The sequence below is a fragment of the Tessaracoccus defluvii genome (assembly GCF_014489575.1).
Taxonomy (GTDB): Bacteria; Actinomycetota; Actinomycetes; order Propionibacteriales; family Propionibacteriaceae; genus Arachnia; species Arachnia defluvii.
Genome location: NZ_CP060789.1, coordinates 2,790,417 through 2,809,267, shown reverse-complemented (window position 1 = coordinate 2,809,267; position 18,851 = coordinate 2,790,417). Strand labels below are relative to the sequence as shown.

Sequence of the window (18,851 nt, the reverse complement as noted above, 5' to 3'; positions counted from 1 at the left end):
GAGGGGGTCAGGAGGCGGTGACCAGCTCGGTCGGCTCGGCGGCCCTGCCCTCGATGGTCATGTCCTCCATCCGCTCGTCGATCCGCATCCCGTAGAAGGAGCGGTAGACGAACACCATGGAGGCCAGCAGGAACACCGCGGCCAGGATGCCGGTGAGCACGTTGCCGAACTCGAAGCGCAGCAGCACCGCGAGCTCGACGGCCAGCAGGCCGAACAGCGTCGCGAACTTGATCACCGGGTTCAGGGCCACCGAGGAGGTGTCCTTGAACGGATCGCCGACGGTGTCGCCGACGATCGTCGCCTCGTGCAGGGCAGTGCCCTTGGCGGCCAGGTCGACCTCGACCAGCTTCTTGGCGTTGTCCCAGGCGCCGCCGGCGTTCGCCATGAAGATGGCCTGGTAGAGGCCGAACAGCGCCATCGCGATGAGGTAGCCGATGAAGAAGAACGGCTCCACGAAGGCGAAGGCCAGGGTGGCGAAGAACACGCCGAGGAAGATGTTGAACATGCCCTTCTGCGCGTAGCGGGTGCAAATCTCGACGACCTTGGACGAGTCCTCAGCGCTCGCGCGGTCGGCGCCGCTGTCGAGGTTGATGTTGTCGCCGATGAACTCGACGGCGCGGTAGGCACCCGTGGTGACCGCCTGGGTGGACGCGCCGGTGAACCAGTAGATCACCGCGCCACCGACCAGCATGCCGAGCAGGAACGGCGCGTGCAGCAGAGACAGCTTGTCCACGTCCTGCGTCAGGCCGCCGGTGAGCCCCATCATGATCGAGAAGATCATCGTGGTCGCGCCGACGACGGCGGTGCCGATCAGCACCGGCTTGGCGGTCGCCTTGAACGTGTTGCCCGCGCCGTCGTTCGATTCGAGCAGGAACTTCGCCTTCTCGAAGTCGGGCGTGTGGCCGAACTCGGCGGCGAGGTCGTCGTTGGAGCGGCCGTCCTCGATCGTGGAGAGTTCGAAGACGGACTGGGCGTTGTCGGTGACCGGCCCGTAGCTGTCGACGGCGATCGTGACCGGCCCCATGCCGAGGAAGCCGAAGGCCACGAGGCCGAAGGCGAAGACGGCCGGGGCGAGCATCAGGTCGGCGAAGCCGAGCGAGCTGATCCACAGCGAGATGGCCATGAGGCCCGTTATCGCCATGCCGATCCAGTAGGCGGAGAAGTTGCCGGCGACGAGGCCGGACAGGATGCCGAGCGAGGCGCCGCCCTTGTTGGAGGAGACGACGACCTCCCGGGTGTGCCGCGACTTGGTCGAGGTGAACGCCTTGACCAGCTCGGGGATGAGCGCGCCGGCGACCGTGCCGCAGGTGACGATCATCGACAGCTTCCACCACAGGCCGTTGCCGATGTCGCCGATCAGGAGGAACGACGTGGCGAAGGTGGACAGGACGCAGACGACCGAGGTGATCCACACGAGCAGCGTCAGCGGCTGCTCGAAGTCCATGTCGTTGGCGTCGCGGTAGCGGGCGCGGGTGATCGCGCTGTTGATGTAGTACGAGATGCCGGAGGCGACGACCATGACGGCGCGGATGACGAAGAGCCACACCAGGAGCTGGATCTGCAGGGTCTGGTCGTGGACGCCGACGAGGATGAACGTGATGAGCGCGACGCCGGTCACGCCGTAGGTCTCGAAGCCGTCGGCGGACGGGCCGACGGAGTCGCCGGCGTTGTCACCGGTGCAGTCGGCGATGACGCCGGGGTTGCGTGCGTCGTCCTCCTTGATGCCGAAGGTGATCTTCATGAGGTCGGCGCCGATGTCGGCGATCTTGGTGAAGATGCCGCCCGCAATGCGCAGCGCGGAGGCTCCGAGCGACTCGCCGATGGCGAAGCCGATGAAGCAGGCGCCCGCGATCTCGCCCGGCAGCATGACCAGGATGATCAGCATCATGGCGAGCTCGACGGAGATGAGCACCATGCCGATGCTCATGCCGGAGCGCAGGGGGATGTCGTGGCACGGGAACGGCTTGCCGCCGAGGGAGGCGTGCGCGGTGCGGGCGTTGGCGAGCGTGTTGACGCGGATGCCGTACCAGGCGACGCCGTAGGAGCCGGCCATGCCGATCAGCGAGAAGCCGATGACGATCGATGTCTTGGCGAAGCCGAAGCCCAACGACAGGTAGTAGACGACGATGATCGTGGCGATGAACGCCCACAGGAGGAGCAGGAACTTGCCCTGCTGGCGCAGGTACGCCTTGCAGGTCGAGTAGATGAGGTCCGAGATCTCCCGCATGGCCTGGTGGGCCGGCATGCGCTTCAGCTGACGGTAGGTCATGAGCCCGAAGCCGAGGCCCAGCGCGCAGACGATCAATCCCAGCGAGAGCAGCACGTTGCCCGGCATCCCGAGGAACGTCACAGAGCCGAGGTCGGGGAGTTGCAGGTTGGCCTCACCACCGACGTGGGGCTTGTCGCCGGCGGCTCCGCCGCCCGAGCAGCCTGCCAGGAGCAGCGCGACGGGGGCGAGGGCGGCGAGTAGGCGTGTTCTGCGGGTGGATCGGATCGGACTCGATTCAACTGTGTCCACGATGACATCTCCTGTGAAACAGGTTCTCCGGCGGCATCGTCGCCGCCATGGACGGCGCCTGTGCCGTCACAACGTGATACTACGCCCGGTCGTAGAGGGGGAGGGGGTGGGGGTCGATTGCGGCGGGGACCCCTCGGACGGGGGACGTTTACGGAATCGTTATCGGCTTGTGACCGTTTCTTGCTTGACTCGCGCCCATCGTTAAGTAGTTTGTTGCAACAAAGCCAGGTGGCCAAGGGCGGCACCGGCACATCGGTGACGCAGTTGTCACCAGAAGGGACACTCCCATGCAGATCTCACGTCGCAACCTGCTTTCCATGTCCGTGGCGGCTGTGGCCGTCGGCACGCTCGCCGCCTGCAGCGGCGAGCGAGGCGGCACCAGCACCCCCACGTCGTCCGGCTCGGCGAAGCCCACCTCGAGCGGCAGCGCGACCGGTGGCGGCGCGGCCGGTGCACTCATCGGCATCGCGATGCCCACCAAGAGCCTGGAGCGCTGGAACCGCGACGGCGCCAACCTCGAGAAGCTCCTCGGCGACGCCGGCTTCAAGACCAGCCTCCAGTACGCCGACAACAAGCAGGACCAGCAGAACAACCAGGTCCAGAACATGATCAACGACGGCGCGAAGGTCGTCGTCATCGCCTCGATCGACGGCACGGCGCTCGGCCCGATCCTCCAGCAGGCCGCCGACGCGGGCTGCAAGGTCATCGCCTACGACCGCCTCATCAACGGCTCCGCGAACGTCGACTACTACGCCACGTTCGACAACTACAAGGTGGGCCAGCTCCAGGGCCAGTTCATCCTCGACAACGCCGCGAACTTCAAGGGCGCCGACGGCAGCATCAACCTTGAGCCGTTCGCCGGGTCCCCGACGACAACAACGCGAAGTTCTTCTTCTCGGGCGCCTGGGACCTCATCGGCGAGAAGGTCACGAGCGGCGAGTTCACCGTCCCCTCCGGCAAGGCCCCCAAGTCGAACGAGGAGTGGACCAACATCGGCATCCAGGCCTGGAAGTCGGAGACCGCCCAGGCCGAGATGGAGAACCGTCTCAACTCCTTCTACGCGGGCAAGAAGGTCAACATCGTCCTGTCCCCGAACGACTCGCTCGCCCTCGGCATCGAGCAGGCCCTCGAGGGTGCCGGCTACAAGGTCGGCACCGACTGGCCCCTGGTCACCGGGCAGGACGCAGACCTCGCCAACGTGAAGGCCATGCTCGCCGGCAAGCAGTCCATGACGGTGTGGAAGGACACGCGTAAGCTCGGAGAGCGCGTCGCGATGATGATCGACCAGCTGCTGAACGGGCAGACGGTCGAGGTCAACGACGAGAAGACCTACGACAACGGAGTGAAGGTCGTTCCCACCTTCCTCGTCGAGCCGCAGGTCGTCACGAAGGACACCGTCGAGAGCGCACTCGTCGAGTCGGGCTTCTACACGAAGGCCGACCTGGGTCTCTGAGTAGCGGCCCGGAGAGGAAGGGAGTGAGGCATGTCCGATCCCATCCTGCGCATGCAGGCGATTGGCAAGACGTTCGGACCGGTCCGCGCCCTCGGCGATGTCACCATGGACGTCGTCGAGGGGGAGATCCACGCGATCTGCGGCGAGAACGGCGCAGGCAAGTCGACCCTCATGAACGTCCTCTCCGGGCTCTACCCCTACGGCACCTACGAGGGCGAGATCGTCTTCGAGGGCCGCGAGATGCGCTTCCGCTCGCTGCGTGACAGCGAGGCGGAGGGCATCGTCATCATCCACCAGGAGCTGGGGCTCTCCCCGTTCCTGTCGATCGGCGAGAACATCTTCCTGGGCAACGAGCGGGCCCGCGCCGGCGTCATCGACTGGGCCGCGACCAACGGGGAGGCGCGCGACCTGCTGGCCCGCGTCGGCCTGCGGGAACGCCCCGACACGCGCGTCAAGGACATCGGCGTCGGCAAGCAGCAGCTGGTCGAGATCGCCAAGGCGCTGTCGAAGAACGTGAAGCTCCTCATTCTCGATGAGCCGACCGCGGCGCTGAACGACGAGGACTCCGCGCACCTGCTCGGCCTGATGCGCACCCTGAAGGCCGAGGGGATGACGCAGATCATCATCTCCCACAAGCTGAACGAGGTGATGGCCATCGCGGACTCCATCACCATCGTGCGCGACGGGTCGGTCGTCGAGTCCATGGACAACACCCAGACGGGGCCCGACCGCGTCACGGAGGGGAGGATCATCCGCTCGATGGTCGGCCGTTCGCTCGACAACCGGTTCCCCGAGCGTGACGTCCCCATCGGCGAGGAGCTGCTCCGGCTGGAGGACTGGACCGTCTACCATCCCGACGACACCAGCCGTGTCGTCGTCGAGGGCGCAGCCCTCGACGTCCGCGCAGGGGAGGTGGTCGGCATCGCCGGCCTCATGGGGGCAGGGCGCACCGAGCTCGCGATGAGCGTGTTCGGGCACCAGTACGGCTCCCGGATCTCCGGACAGGTGTACCTGCACGGCAGGCAGATCGACACGTCGACGGTGCCGCGGGCCATCGCCAACGGGCTGGCCTACGTGAGCGAGGACCGGAAGAAGTACGGGCTCAACCTGATCGCCGAGATCCGGCACAACATCAGCGGTGCCGCGCTGCGGAAGGTGAGCCGGCGTGGCGTCATCGACAAGCCGCGCGAGAACGCCGTCGCCCGCGACTACCGCGACAAGATGCGGATCCGGTCGTCGTCGATCCAGCAGCGGGTGGGCAACCTGTCGGGCGGCAACCAGCAGAAGGTCGTCCTCAGTAAGTGGATGTTCACCGAGCCTGAGGTGCTGATCCTCGACGAGCCGACGCGCGGTATCGACGTCGGCGCGAAGTACGAGATCTATCAGATCATCAACGAGTTGGCCGCGACCGGGCGCGGCGTCATAGTGATCTCGTCCGAGCTGCCCGAACTGCTCGGCGTCTGCGACCGCATCTACGCGCTCAGCGAGGGTCGCATCACCGGGCAGGTGGCCCGGGCGGAGGCGACACAGGAGTCGCTCATGGAACTGATGACGATGGAGGCGGCGCGAGCATGACCACAGCGACAACGACGGCCAAGCCGAGCGCCTTCGGCGGCTTCGGCACCACCATGCGCGAGTACGGCATCATGGCCGCCCTCGTGCTGATCGTCGTGCTGTTCCAGGTGTTGACGGAGGGGCGGCTCCTGCAGCCGAACAACGTCACCAGCCTCGTCCAGCAGAACGCCTACGTGCTCATCCTCGCCGTCGGCATGCTGATGGTCATCGTCGCGGGCCACATCGACCTGTCGGTGGGCTCGGTGGTGGCCGCGGTCGGCGGCGTCATCGGCGTGCTGATGGCCGACCAGGGGCTCTCGCCGGCGCTCGCCGTCGTCGTGGCGCTCCTCGTCGGGGCGCTGATCGGTGCCTGGCAGGGCTTCTGGGTCGCGTTCGTCGGTGTGCCTGCGTTCATTGTCACGCTGGGCGGCATGCTGATGTTCCGTGGCGTCGCCCAGGTGCTGGTCGGCACCACGAGGGCGGGCTTCGAGCAGTCGTTCGTCAGCATCTCCAACGGCGGCGCCGCCGGGTTGACGGGCTTCATCGGCAACCTCGACGCCTTCACCATCATCGTCGGCCTGGTCGCCATCGCGGCGCTCATCTTCTCCACGCTGCGTCGCCGCATCATCAATACGCGCCGGAAGCTCGAGGTCGAGCCGATCCCGCTGATGCTGGTCAAGCTCATCGGCCTGACCGTGCTCATCGGGCTTGCCACCTACTGGATCGCCGACTCGAAACTCGGCCTTCCGTACGTGCTGGTGATCGTCGGGGCCGTGATCGTCCTGTACGCGTGGATGATGGGCAACACCATCTTCGGGCGCCACATCTACGCGATGGGCGGCAACCTGGCCGCGGCGAAGCTGTCGGGTATCAACACCCGCAAGACGAACTTCTGGCTGTTCGTGAACATGGGCCTGCTGTGCGGCCTCACCGCCGTCGTCGTCACCTCCCGCGCCGGCGCGGCGGTCGCGGCAGCCGGCCAGAACTACGAGCTCGACGCCATCGCGGCCTGCTTCATCGGCGGCGCAGCGGTCACGGGCGGCATCGGCCGGGTCTCGGGCGCCATCATCGGCGCGCTCATCATGGGCGTGCTGAACATGGGGCTGTCGATCATGGGCGTGGACCCGTCGTGGCAGTTCGTCATCAAGGGCCTGGTGCTGATCGTGGCGGTCGCGTTCGACATGGTGAACAAGGCGCGCTCGAGTAAATCCTGACCGGAGGGCCGGGCCCCGGGGCCACCGTCCTCGGGATCCCGGCCTCGCCGCCCTTTCCCCGCCCGCTCGATGTGCACGAATCTCCGCTGAGCGGCGGCTGTGTGCATATCGCCGTAGCGGCGGCTTGAGCCAGCGTTGTGTCCGGCGGAACCAGATTTGTGTCCGGCGGTGCCAGATTCGTGCTCGACGGCGACCGGCCCCTGACGCGGAGGGTCGCCGCGGGCGTCGCTGACGGCGTCGCTAGGCTGGGGACATGTCAGCAGAGTCGCTGGAGATCCATGTCATCGCCGATTCCACCGGCGAGACGGCCGCCCGCATCGCGCGCGCAGCCGTTACCCAGTTCCCGACGCGCCGGTTCACGATCGTGCGGCACCGGAAGCTGTCCGCTACCTCCGATCTCCTGAACGCGTTGGAGGGGATCCGGGGGGCTGACGTTCCGGTGGCCGTGTTCTTCACGCTCGTCAACGAGGAGCTGGCCGCGCTGGTGACGAACTTCTGCCGCGACGCGCACATCCCCTTCGCCGATCTCATGACCGACGCCATGCGGGCGCTGGAGGAGATCTCCGGGATCCCCGCCGACCAGGTCCCCATGCGGCCCCTCGGCGTCGAGGCCGACTACTTCGTCCGCATGGCGGCGATCGACTTCGCCGTCCGCAACGACGACGGCGCCCTGCCACAGACGCTGCGGGAGGCGGACATCTGCCTCATCGGGCCGTCACGCTCCGGCAAGACGCCTCTGTCGATCTACCTCGCCTACCTCGGGTACAAGGCCGTCAACGTGCCGCTCGTGCCAGGCATCGCGCCTCCCAAGGAACTGTTCGAGGTCGACCGCTGGAGGCTCATCGGCCTGACCATGGACGCCGAGCGGCTGTTGCGGATCCGTGGGGAGCGGGTCCGCGGCATGGGCGGATTCGGCACCAAGGACGGCTACGCCGACCTCGTGAAGATCTACGACGAGCTCGACGAGATCGGCAAGATCCAGCGCAGGCTCGGCTGCCCCATCATCGACACCACGGGTGTCGCCGTCGAGGAGGCCGCCGCCCGGATCATCGACGTGGTCGACGACAGGGCCGTCAAGGTGGGGGCTCGGCTCCGCCGTCCCCCGGCGTGGGGCAGGCGGGCAATCGCTGGCGGCCCTGAGCGACGGTAGCGTCGCCCCATGAGCAGCACCGACCTCGCCCTCCTCCGCGCCTGGCTCAGGGGCCTGAACGACGACGGCTTCGTCGCGTTGCCACCCGCCACCCGTGACGGCGGCCCCTTCGACGCTGCGGATGTCGGCGTGGCCGCGGCCGAGGAGGCAGAGGCCAGGGGTCTGTCGCCGGACGTGTCGTGGGTCGGCTGGCACAACCAGAGCCACGCGTTCAAGGGAGGCCGGCTGACCGGCGTCCAACACGTCTACCACGGCGGCGACCTCGCCGAGGTCAGACGGCGGCTGTCCACGCTGCCCGACCGTTTCGAGCTGGGTGGCGGCGGCTCCGAGGATGAGGCCTTCACCATCGCGGTGCGCTTCGATCCGTCCGCCATCGACCTGACCGACGACGACGCCGTCGACTCCGCGCTGACGGCGATGGAGACCGACCGCCACTGGTACGGCGACCATCCCCGCATGCGGCTGCGCGCCCCGCTGGCGGACGGCGCCGTCACCTGGCTGCACGCCGTGGTCGCCGACGGCGCGACCGCCGGGCACCGCGCGCGTGCCTTCGCCCTGCTCGACTCGCAGGACGCCGTCACCGACGGCGAACTCGACGAGGCCGTGCGCGCCCTCCGCGCCGACGTCGACCAGCCGCCGGCCGCGCCGGCCCACGTCGTGGTCAACCTGTTGCGGGAGCGCGGACGTCTCGGCGACGCCGCCACGCTCGCCGCGGACCTGGCGACCGCCCTCCACGACCGCGGCGAGCCCGGCGCCGGGAGCCTGCTGGTGCTGGCGCCGACCACGGAGACCGTGGAGGTCGCCCGACGGATCGATGCCCATGTCGCCGAGGCCCGGATCGCCGCCGCCCTCGACGGGAACGATGCCTGGGCGGTGGGCGTGGAGATCGCCGAGCGGCTCTCCTCCCAGGGGGTTGACGGCGCCGCCGTCGACAGGTTCATCTGCGGCCTGCACACGCTGACACCGGCACCGTTCGACCCCGCCCCGACCACCGAGGCAGAGGCCGCCCGGCTCGCGGCGCTGCTGACCGAGCCGCGGCTGCCGGAGCGGCAGCGGGCGGTGCTGCTCGCCTGGACCAGGCGCCTGCCGGAGGGGCACGTCTACCGCAGTGCCGGGGCCGGTACCGTCGCGGCTCTCGACGCCGCGGTGGCCGAGGCCGGCGAACGGCTCGCAGCGGCCGGACTCGACGGCTGGTGCCCTCCGATCGGCCTCGACAGCCCCCACGCCCTGTGGGAGACGCTGGGCGAGGTCAGGGACCTCAGCCCGGCGCAGGAGGAGTGGTTCCGGGCGACGCTGCTCGCCCCTCCCGCAGCGGCGGCAGACGTGCTGGACGCCTACCTGCTCGAGGCCCTCGTCGCCTGCGGCCGGTTCACCACGGCCGACGGCGACGCCCTCCTGAAGGGCTGGCGCAGGCGTTTCGTCCGCCGCCCCGGCCCGTATGCCAGGGTGCAGCCCGCGCTCGTCAGCCTCGTCATCGGCCTGTTCGAGGCCGAACATCCGCGTGCCGAGGAGGTCTGGACGGCGGTGATGCAGCTGAAGCAGGCCTGGGCCCGGCCCCTCCAACTGCTGCTGACCATGTACGAGGACGTCGACGACGCGGTGCTGGAGCGGCTGCGCGGCGTCATCGTCGACGCCGACCTCTACGACCAGCCGGCCGCCATCGTCGCCTACCTCTTCCTGTACGCCGAACAGGCGGAGGCGGAGCCGTTTGAGGCCGCCGTCAGCTATGTGCTGGGGGAGGCGCCGGGAGCCGAGGTCGCCGTCAGGTTCGCGCTCGAACTCCTCGCGGGCAACCCGCGGCTGCTCAGCCCCCGCTACGTGCACCCGGCCGTGGCCGAGGCCGGTCGGCGGGCGATCGCGGACGACGAACTCCCCGCGGACTTCCTCCGACGCGTGGCCCGTTTCCTCGGCGACGGCGCTCGCGGGACCGCCTGACCCGGCCGAGTGGCTACCCCGCCCACATCACCCCCGGAGGGCGGTCTAGGCTTGGGCCAGTAGGACACAGTGGTCCTGGGCAGTCAAAGGAGATTTCCCCCATGAGCGACGAACGATTCATCTACGACCTCTCCGACGGCGACGCGAGCATGAAGACCCTGTTGGGTGGCAAGGGCGCCGGCGTCGCGGAGATGCACAAGGTCGGGGTGCCGGTTCCGGACGCCTTCACCGTCACCACGACGGCGTGCGTCGAGACGATGAACAACAACGGCGAATGGCCGGCCGGCCTCGCCGATCAGATAGCCGAGGCGCTCGCGCGTCTCGAGGAGCGCACCGGGCGCATCCTCGGCGGTTCCGAGAAGCCGCTGCTGGTGTCGGTCCGCTCCGGCGCGGTCTTCTCCATGCCCGGCATGATGGACACGATCCTGAACCTGGGCATGTCCGACGCCTCCGTGGAGGCCCTGGCCACCGAGTTCAACAACGAGCGCTTCGCCTGGGACTGCTATCGCCGGTTCATCCAGATGTACGGCGAGGTCGTCGAGGGCGTGCCCGCGCACGCCTACGAGGACGCCCTGTCGGGCCTCAAGCATGCGCGCGGCGTCGAGAACGACACCGACCTGACCGCGGCGGACCTCAAGGAACTCGTCTCGTCGTTCAAGGAGATCTCCAACGACCACCTGGGCGGCGAGTGGACGTCCGATCCGCGCGAGCAGCTCAACCGCGCCGTCAACGCCGTCTTCCGGTCGTGGCAGAACCCGCGCGCCGAGGTGTACCGCCGGGCCAACAACATCCCCGCCAGCCTCGGCACCGCCGTCAACATCATGCAGATGGTCTTCGGCAACCGCGGCGACACGTCGGCCACCGGCGTCTGCTTCACGCGCAACCCCTCCACGGGCGAGCGGGCCCTCTACGGTGAGTTCCTCGTCAACGCCCAGGGCGAGGACGTCGTCGCCGGCATCCGCACCCCGCGGCCGCTCGAGGAGATGCAGGAGATCCTCCCCGAGGCCTACCAGCAGCTCGTCGACACGATGCACAAGATGGAGAACCACTACAAGGACATGCAGGACATGGAGTTCACCATCGAGGATGGTCACCTCTTCCTGCTGCAGACCCGCAATGGCAAGCGCACCGCCGCCGCCGCCCTGAAGGTGGCCTCCGACCTCGTCGACGAGGGGATCATCTCGAAGGAGGAGGCGCTCCTGCGCATCGAGCCCGGCCAGCTGGACCAGCTGCTGCACCCGGCGATCGACCCGGCGCACGGCCGCACGCCGATCGCGCAGGGCCTGCCGGCATCGCCGGGCGCCGCCGTCGGTGGTGTGGTCTTCGACGCCGACACGGCCGCCGAGCGCGGCGGCAAGGGCGAGCCCGTGGTTCTGGTGCGTTTCGAGACGACGCCCGACGACATCCACGGCGTCATCGCCGCGCAGGGCATCCTGACCGCACACGGCGGCATGACCTCGCACGCGGCCGTCGTGGCCCGCGGCATGGGCAAGCCCTGCGTCGCCGGCGCCGCCGGGATCCGGATCGATCCCGTCGCCCGGACGCTGACCATCGGTGACCGGGTCATCGCGGAGGGGGAGACCATCACCCTCGACGGCTCCGAGGGCAAGGTCTACGGCGAGGCGCTCGAACTGATCCCGCCGCAGATCAACGACGACTTCACCCGGCTCGTCGAATGGGCCGACGGCGTTCGTCGCCTCGGCGTGCGGGCCAATGCCGACAACTTCGACGACGCCACCAAGGCCCGCGAACTGGGCGCCGAGGGCATCGGCCTGTGCCGCACCGAACACATGTTCATGGCCGCGGACCGCCTCCCGGCCGTCCGCAAGATGATCTTGGCGGAGAGCCCCGATCAGCGCTCCGCGGCGCTGGCTGAGATCCTCCCGATGCAGCAGGTCGACTTCGAGGGCATCTTCACGGCGATGAAGGGGCTGCCGGTCACCGTCCGCCTCCTCGACCCGCCGCTGCACGAGTTCCTGCCGAACCTGGTGGAGCAGTCGCTGCTGGTGCAGCGCCTCGAGTTCGAGAGGGCCGACGCCGACGTGCTGGCCGAGGCGCGGCAGACGTTGGCCCAGGTGAAGAAGCTGCACGAGCTGAACCCGATGCTCGGCACCCGCGGCTGCCGGCTGGCCATGCTGTACCCGGAGATCCCGGACATGCAGGCCAGGGCGATCATCCGGGCCGCGCTCGCCGTCCTCGACCGGGAGGGCGAGACGGTCGGTGTCGAGATCATGATCCCGCTCGTGGCGCTGTCGCAGGAGCTGGAGACGCAGCGGGACATCGTGGTCGCCGCGGTCGAGGACGAGCTGGCCCGCGCCGGCCGCACCCTCGACTACACCGTCGGCACCATGATCGAGCTGCCCCGCGCGGCCCTGATCGCCGACCGGATCGCCGAGCACGCCGACTTCTTCTCGTTCGGCACGAACGACCTGACGCAGACGGCCATCGGCATCTCCCGCGACGACGCCGAGAACGGCTTCCTCACCAGCTACGTGATGGACCACGTGCTGGAGCGCAACCCGTTCGAGTCGATCGACGTCGACGGCGTCGGTCAGCTCGTCGCTATGGGAGTCGAGCGCGGACGGGCCACCAAGCCGAAGCTGAAGACGGGGGTGTGTGGCGAGCACGGCGGCGATCCGGACTCGATCACCTTCTTCAACAGCGTCGGCCTCGACTACGTCAGCTGCTCGCCGTTCCGGGTGCCGATCGCCCGCTTCGCGGCGGCCAAGGCGGTGCTCCAGGGCGAGTAGATCGCGACCGGAGAGCACATGGACAGGGACGTGGGTCCGACCTGAGCGGTCGGGCCCACGCCTACGATGGGGGGCAGGAGGTGCCCATGTCCTCGAGCCCCGTTTCGGATCCGTACGACTTCGGCCCAGTGCCGGAGCCGGCTCCCGTCACCCGTCAGGGTCCGGAGTCTGCGCCGCCGTCGGTCGTCGCGCCCTACGCGGAGCCCCTGTACCCGCCGGTCCAGCCACACGCCTACGGCGTGGCCAGCTACCAGGCGCCCCAGCCGTACCTGCCCCAGCCCAGCCCCTACCAGGGGCAGGTATACCCGTACCAGGGGCTCTATCCGACGCAGCTGCCGGAGCATCCCCAGTCGGGCACCATCCTCACCCTCGGAATCCTCGGGGTGTTCTTCGGCATCTTCGCCCCATTCGCGTGGGGGATGGGCGCGCGGGCGAGTCGCGACGTGGCCGCCGGCCAGCCCTACCGGTTCGGCGGATCGGCGCGGGCAGGGATGGTGCTGGGCATCACCTTCACCGTCCTCCAGGTCCTGTTCTGGGGGCTGCTCATGTTCGTGTTCGTCGCAGCCAGGTGAAGCCGACCCGGGTCGGTGTGTCCATGGGAGACGAAAAATCCCGATTTCGTTGCGGGTGACCCCGCAGGCGGGCAATGATTCTCGGTGACGGCCCCACTATTCAAGGAGCAAACCATGACGCAGCCCCCTCCCAGCTACCAGCCCGGCCCGCCGATGGGTTACGGAGCCATGCAGCCCGAGCACCCGGACGCTCAGACCGTCCAGCTGCTCGGCATCATCGGCATCTTCGTCAGCATCTGTGCCTTCATCGCCTGGTACAAGGGCGCCCAGGCCAAGAAGCAGATCGACGCCGGCGCCCCTTACCTCTGGGGTGGCGCGCTGAAGACCGGTTATCTGCTGGGCAAGATCATCTCGATCATCGCCATCGTCGGTATGGCCATCGCCATCGTCTTCTGGATCATCGCGATCATCGGGCTCGCCGCCGGCGGCATGTCCTGATCGACAGCCTCACACGCGACGACGGGCCGGGGGCGAACCCCCGGCCCGTCGTGCTGTGAGCGCCTCCCTACGGCCCCGCCGCCGTGAGACACTTGCCGCAGACTTCATTCAAGGAGGACTCCATGTCCGACCAGCAGCCGCAGTTCGAGGCGCCGCAGGGCTACGAGCCATACGCGCCCGGCTCCTACACCGACCCCACGGCGCAGCCGGCCCCCTACTCCCAGCCGACGGGCCAGCCCTCGCCCTACGTGCAGCCCGCAGCGCAGCCGACCAGCCAGCCGTCCCCGTACGGCCAGCCGTCGTTCGGCCAGTCGACGCCCTACGGTCAGGCGGCTGGTCAGACACCGTACGGGGTGCCGTACCAGACGGGCGCCGGCTACGGGCAGCCGCAGCAGGGGGGATGGCCCCTACGGCCAGCTCCAGGCGCCGGGCTACGCCTACGGCGGCGGCTACGCGACGGCCGACCACCCTCAGACGCAGACCGTGTTCATCCTGGGCATCATCGGCATCTTCACGGGGATCACGGCGTTCATCGCCTGGTACCTGGGTGGCCAGGCGAAGAAGGAGATCGAGGCAGGCGCCCCGTACCAGTGGGGTGGCAACCTGAAGACCGGCTACATGCTTGGCAAGATCTTCAGCATCATCACCATCGTCGGTGGCTCGCTGATGATCCTGTTCTACATCGCCTACTTCATCTTCCTGTTCTCGTTCCTGGGCATGTACTGAGCTGACAGTACGGAAACGGGGGGACGGCGGAAGCCGTCCCCCCTTGCGTTGCCTTGACACCGTGTGCCTGTGTGGGTGGCCTAGGGATTTCGGACGGTGGGCCCTCTTAAGCTGGGGGCGCTACTGAAAGAGAGATCGGCAGGATGACTGCATCACGACGGCGATTCAGCCAGGAGTTCAAGGACGAGCTGTGCCAGGAGGTGATCTCGACCTCGAAACCGATCCGGGAGGTCGCTGAGGCCTACGGTGTCGGCCCGGAGACGCTGCGCAACTGGCTGATCAAGTACCGCGACGCGCACGGGGGCACCGAGACAGAGCTGACGGTCACCGAGCGTGCTCGGTTGAAGGAGCTCGAGCGGGAGAATCAGGAGCTCCGTGCGGAGACGGCGTTCCTAAAAAAGCCGCGGCCTACTTCGCGAGGGAACCGCGGTAGTAGGCAAGTACGAGTACATCGATTCCCTCCGAAACGACCCGACCGAGACGACCCCGGTGTGGAAGATGTGCCTGTGGTTGGCGGTGTCAACCTCGGGGTTCTACGACTGGCTCAAGCGCCCGCAGTCAGCCACTGCCGCGCGCCGGGAAGCACTGGCTGCACGGGTCCGGCACTTCTTCACGGCCTCTGACGGCACCTACGGATATCGACGCATCCACGCCGACCTTGCGGCTGAGGGCGTGGAGTGTTCACCGGAGCTGGTGCGCCAGATCATGCGGCAGGAACACCTCGTGCCCTGCCAACCGCGCCCGTTCCGGGTCACAACCCCAGCAGACGCGGAAGCTGCGGCATGCATGCCTGACTTGGTGAAACGGGACTTCACTGCCGAGCGGCCCGGGGTGAGGTTCGTCGGCGATATCACCGACATTGACACCTGGCAGGGTTTCATCTACCTAGCCACGGTGATCGACTGTTACTCGAAGAAGGTCGTCGGCTGGTCGATCGCTGATCACATGCGCACCGAGCTCGTCGAGACCGCGCTGCGTAACGCGGCCGCGACGGCCGTGATCGAGCCTGACGCGATCTTCCACTCCGACCGCGGCAGCGTTTACACCTCGGCCGGTTATCGGGCACTGGTGGCAGGGCTGGGCATGCGGTCCTCGATGGGGCGCACGGGCGTGTGCTGGGATAACGCGATGGCCGAATCGTTCTTCTCCGCGTTGAAGAACGAGCGGGTCTACCGCACCGTCTACGCGAGAGGGTGTCAGATGGTGTGTGTAAGGGGTGGGGCTCCTGACACGAAAGCAGAATGATGACCGTGATAGACAGATTGGACCGTGAGGACCGGCGCCGTGCTCAGCGTGAGGGCGTGTCCGCGTTGGAGGCCTCCGGGGCGCTGGATGACCTGTATGCCCGCATCGATGCCGGTGAGGTCCAGCTGGAGGGCCGCGACGGGCTGATCCAGCAGCTGATCAAGGCCGGCCTCGAGCGCGGCCTCCAGGCCGAGCTCAGCGACCACCTCGGCTACGACAAGGGCGACCCGGACGCCGACATGTTCCCCAACTCCCGCAACGGGTCGTATCCGAAGACGGTGGCCACCAGCGTCGGGGACGTCGATCTGGCGATCCCCCGAGACCGGGACGGGTCGTTTACTCCGATGCTGGTCCCGAAGGGCTCCAGGCGCCTGTCAGGGCTCGATGACATGATCATCTCGCTGTACGCGGGCGGGATGACGGTCCGTGACATCGAGCATCACCTGGTCTCCACGATCGGTACCGAGATCAGCCGCGAGACGATCTCGAAGATCACCGACGAGGTCGCCGATGAGGTGATGGTGTGGCAGCAGCGGCCGCTGGATTCGTTCTATCCGGTGATCTACCTCGATGCGCTGATCGTGAAGATCCGCGACGGCGCCCACGTGCGGAACAAGGCCGCTCACATCGCGGTCGGGGTCGACATCGACGGCATCAAGCACGTGCTGGGGATCTGGATCCAGGCCACGGAAGGCGCGAAGTTCTGGGCCGGGGTCTGCGCGCAGCTCGCCAACCGCGGCGTCCGCGACGTGCTGATCGTGTGCTGCGACGGGCTGACCGGTTTCCCCGAGGCCGTCGAGGCGACCTGGCCCGACTCGACCGTCCAGACCTGCGTGGTGCACCTGATCCGCTCCGCGATGCGATTCGTCAACTACAAGGACCGCAAGCAGGTGGCGGCGGCGTTGAAGCCGATCTACCAGGCCGCTGACGCCGACGCCGCGAAGACCGCGCTGGAGGAGTTCGCCGCCTCCGAACTCGGTCGCGGGAACCCGAACACGGTGCGCGTGTTCACCGATGCGTGGACCAAGTTCATCCCGTTCCTGGCGTTCCCGCCGATGCTGCGGCGCGTGATCTACACCACCAACGCCATCGAATCCTTGAACTACCAGCTGCGGAAGGTGACCAAGAACCGAGGCCACTTCCCCTCCGACGAGGCCGCGGTCAAGCTGCTGTGGCTGGCGATCTGCAACATCGAGGACAAGCGGGCCCGCGACCGCGCCAAGGAGAAAGGACGCAAGAAGGGAGAGAAACGCAACGCCGAAGGCCGCCTCGTCGAAGGACAAGTCACCACCAACTGGAAACAGGCCCTGGCCCAACTCGCCATCGCCTACCCCGACCGCATCAACCCCTACCTCTAAACCACCCGGAGACCGAAACCCTTACACAAACAACTTGACAAGCTCCTACGCGACGAAAGAACGTGCCAGACGTGACGTCATCGCCTACATCGAGGGGTTCTACAACAGCCGCCGCCGGCACTCCGCCCTCGGCTACCGCAGGCCCAACGAGGTCCACTACAGTTACCAGCAGCCAGCACTGGCAGCGTAAGAGAAACCAATCAACTCCGCTGTCCGAAATCACCGCGGCAGCCCACTCGGCGGACGCCCTGACATCACGACCGCCGTTCTAGCCGAGTTCGACCTCACCCGCCGTACCGTGCTCGCCACACTCGAACAAAACGAACTCCTTCAGCACAAGCCCCAACTCCGCACCAGGATCACCCTCCGCGCCCCCGACATCGACGCCCTCAGTCACCTACAACTCCGCGCCCTGCGACTGCTGCGCAACAAAGGCACCGAGACCGACGACCCCTCGGACCCCCAAACCCGGCAGCAGTGGGCGAAGGTTCTGCTACTCACGGTGAAGGGGGCTGCAGCCGGCCTGCAGAACACCGGCTGAGGCTTCCCGAACGTCCGGGGCAAACCGGCAACGCACCGGCCGACGAGGGCGTCGACGCTGCGGGTGTCCTGTGACGGGTCTTCTCAGCGGCCCCGACCTGGCTGACTTGACGTGGAGGCACTCTTCCTGTCTCATTGGACCCGAAGGGGAGTAATCCTCGCTCCGCATCGTCAATACGGTCCCGCTGCGGGACCCGGTGCGCAGGGCCCTGAGGGCCGATGAGACCTTCACGATATTCGTGGAGGTTTTTGTCATGACTGTTCCTCTCTGGGCCTGGTTCGCCGTCCTGGGTGTGATCCTGGTGATGCTCGTCGTCGACCTCATCGCCCACCGCACGGCCCACGTGATCGGGGTTCGGGAAGCCGCCGCCTGGTCGATCGTGTGGGTGACGATCGGTGTCGCGTTCGGTGTGCTGGTGTGGACGCTGTGGGGCGCGGAATTCGGGCAGCAGTACTTCGCCGGTTATCTGATCGAGAAATCCCTCGCCGTCGACAACGTGTTCATCTGGGCGATCATCTTCGCCGCCTTCGCGGTCCCCGCGAGCTTCAACACCGGGTGCTGTTCCTCGGCGTCCTCGGTGCGCTGGTCTTCCGCGGGATCTTCATCGCCGCCGGCGCCGCGCTGATCGAGAACTTCTCGTGGGTCCTTTATGTCTTCGCGGCGTTCCTGATCTACACCGGCTGGCGGATGTTCCGCTCACGCAACGAGCACGTCCATCCTGAGAAGTCCCGCATCCTCAAGGTGTTCCGCAGGTTCGTGCCGATGACAGACGCGTACCACGGGCAGAAGTTCCTGGTCCGCAAGGCGGGGCTTGTGGTGGCGACGCCGCTACTAGCGGTGCTGGTGCTGGTGGAGATCACTGACATCATCTTCGCCGTCGACTCGATCCCGGCGATCTTCGCCGTGACGAGCGAACCGTTCCTCGTCTTCACCGCCAACGCGTTCGCGATCCTCGGCCTGCGAGCCATGTACTTCCTCCTCGCTGACCTGATCCACCGGTTCGTCTACCTCAAGATCGGGCTCTCGTTCGTCCTGATCTGGGTGGGCATCAAGATGCTGCTGCTGGACGTGCTCTACATCCCGACCACGATCAGCCTCGCCGTCGTCGCCAGCATCATCACCGTGTCCATCGTCGCCAGTCTCCGCGCCACCCGCGGTCAAGGTCGACGCGAAGTACAGGCCGAGTCGGCAGGGGCCTTCCGGATCGCCACCGACGAGGAGCTCGCTGCGGTCGAGCCCGTCTTCGGCCGTCGCTCACCTGTGCCCGCGGGGACGGGGAACGGTCGCTCCGGCGGCTGACAGGTACACCTGCCGACCGCGATCGAGGAGCCACCCCAACGGCGACGGACAACCCGTCCGTCGGCCGTTCCGACGCTGTGGTCCGCCGGGGCGAGAAC

The 18,851-nt window shown here is 67.5% G+C and carries 13 protein-coding genes and 3 pseudogenes; 15 read left to right on the top strand and 1 reads right to left on the bottom strand.

Annotated features, from left to right (window positions below):
* Window positions 1-7: 7 nt before the first annotated feature.
* On the bottom strand, window positions 8-2,518 hold the full coding sequence (locus tag H9L22_RS13355) for a sodium-translocating pyrophosphatase (protein ID WP_187720356.1): 2,511 nt from the start codon (window positions 2,516-2,518) through the stop codon (window positions 8-10).
* Window positions 2,519-2,805: 287 nt separating this feature from the next.
* Between H9L22_RS13355 and H9L22_RS20520 the strand changes: the two are divergent.
* The 15 genes and pseudogenes from H9L22_RS20520 to H9L22_RS13285 all read left to right on the top strand — a co-directional run bounded on the left by H9L22_RS20520 (window position 2,806) and on the right by H9L22_RS13285 (window position 18,753).
* A pseudogene (locus tag H9L22_RS20520) lies at window positions 2,806-3,971 on the top strand (substrate-binding domain-containing protein).
* Window positions 3,972-4,001: 30 nt separating this feature from the next.
* Entirely contained in the window at window positions 4,002-5,546 is a 1,545-nt protein-coding gene (gene mmsA / locus H9L22_RS13345) for a multiple monosaccharide ABC transporter ATP-binding protein (protein WP_187720355.1), read from the top strand.
* Entirely contained in the window at window positions 5,543-6,739 is a 1,197-nt protein-coding gene (gene mmsB / locus H9L22_RS13340) for a multiple monosaccharide ABC transporter permease (RefSeq protein WP_187720354.1), read from the top strand. The genes mmsA and mmsB overlap by 4 nt, the downstream gene beginning before the upstream one ends.
* 253 nt (window positions 6,740-6,992) lie before the next feature.
* A complete protein-coding gene (locus tag H9L22_RS13335) occupies window positions 6,993-7,889 on the top strand; it encodes a pyruvate, water dikinase regulatory protein (RefSeq protein ID WP_187720353.1) in 897 nt (298 codons plus the stop codon).
* A gap of 9 nt (window positions 7,890-7,898) precedes the next feature.
* Window positions 7,899-9,824, top strand: coding sequence for a hypothetical protein (locus H9L22_RS13330; RefSeq protein ID WP_187720352.1), 1,926 nt, complete (start codon window positions 7,899-7,901; stop codon window positions 9,822-9,824).
* 101 nt (window positions 9,825-9,925) lie between these two features.
* Window positions 9,926-12,574 carry a pyruvate, phosphate dikinase gene (gene ppdK, locus H9L22_RS13325; protein ID WP_187720351.1) on the top strand — a complete coding sequence of 883 codons (2,649 nt, stop codon included), beginning with the start codon at window positions 9,926-9,928 and terminating at the stop codon, window positions 12,572-12,574.
* Between the two features lie 86 nt (window positions 12,575-12,660).
* Window positions 12,661-13,146: a DUF4190 domain-containing protein gene (locus tag H9L22_RS13320; RefSeq protein WP_187720350.1), complete on the top strand. Its 486-nt coding sequence runs from the start codon at window positions 12,661-12,663 to the stop codon at window positions 13,144-13,146.
* A 114-nt stretch (window positions 13,147-13,260) separates the two neighbouring features.
* Window positions 13,261-13,584, top strand: a complete 324-nt coding sequence (locus tag H9L22_RS13315) for a hypothetical protein (RefSeq protein WP_187720349.1) — start codon at window positions 13,261-13,263, stop codon at window positions 13,582-13,584.
* 483 nt (window positions 13,585-14,067) lie between these two features.
* Window positions 14,068-14,310: a hypothetical protein gene (locus H9L22_RS13310; RefSeq protein WP_187720348.1), complete on the top strand. Its 243-nt coding sequence runs from the start codon at window positions 14,068-14,070 to the stop codon at window positions 14,308-14,310.
* 143 nt (window positions 14,311-14,453) lie between these two features.
* Window positions 14,454-15,498 (top strand): annotated as a pseudogene (locus H9L22_RS13305) (IS3 family transposase); the annotation flags it as partial.
* A gap of 56 nt (window positions 15,499-15,554) precedes the next feature.
* Window positions 15,555-16,913: an IS256 family transposase gene (locus H9L22_RS13300; RefSeq protein WP_187720347.1), complete on the top strand. Its 1,359-nt coding sequence runs from the start codon at window positions 15,555-15,557 to the stop codon at window positions 16,911-16,913.
* A 40-nt stretch (window positions 16,914-16,953) separates the two neighbouring features.
* A pseudogene (locus H9L22_RS13295) lies at window positions 16,954-17,103 on the top strand (IS3-like element ISAar4 family transposase); the annotation flags it as partial.
* Window positions 17,104-17,112: 9 nt separating this feature from the next.
* The gene (locus H9L22_RS13290) at window positions 17,113-17,454 is read left to right on the top strand and encodes a phosphoenolpyruvate carboxylase (RefSeq protein ID WP_187722698.1); all 342 of its coding nucleotides are present in this window, start codon (window positions 17,113-17,115) and stop codon (window positions 17,452-17,454) included.
* A gap of 253 nt (window positions 17,455-17,707) precedes the next feature.
* Window positions 17,708-18,079: a TerC family protein gene (locus H9L22_RS19035; RefSeq protein WP_226965859.1), complete on the top strand. Its 372-nt coding sequence runs from the start codon at window positions 17,708-17,710 to the stop codon at window positions 18,077-18,079.
* Window positions 18,010-18,753, top strand: a complete 744-nt coding sequence (locus tag H9L22_RS13285; protein ID WP_226965858.1) for a TerC/Alx family metal homeostasis membrane protein — start codon at window positions 18,010-18,012, stop codon at window positions 18,751-18,753. The genes H9L22_RS19035 and H9L22_RS13285 overlap by 70 nt, the downstream gene beginning before the upstream one ends.
* Window positions 18,754-18,851 lie beyond the last annotated feature (98 nt).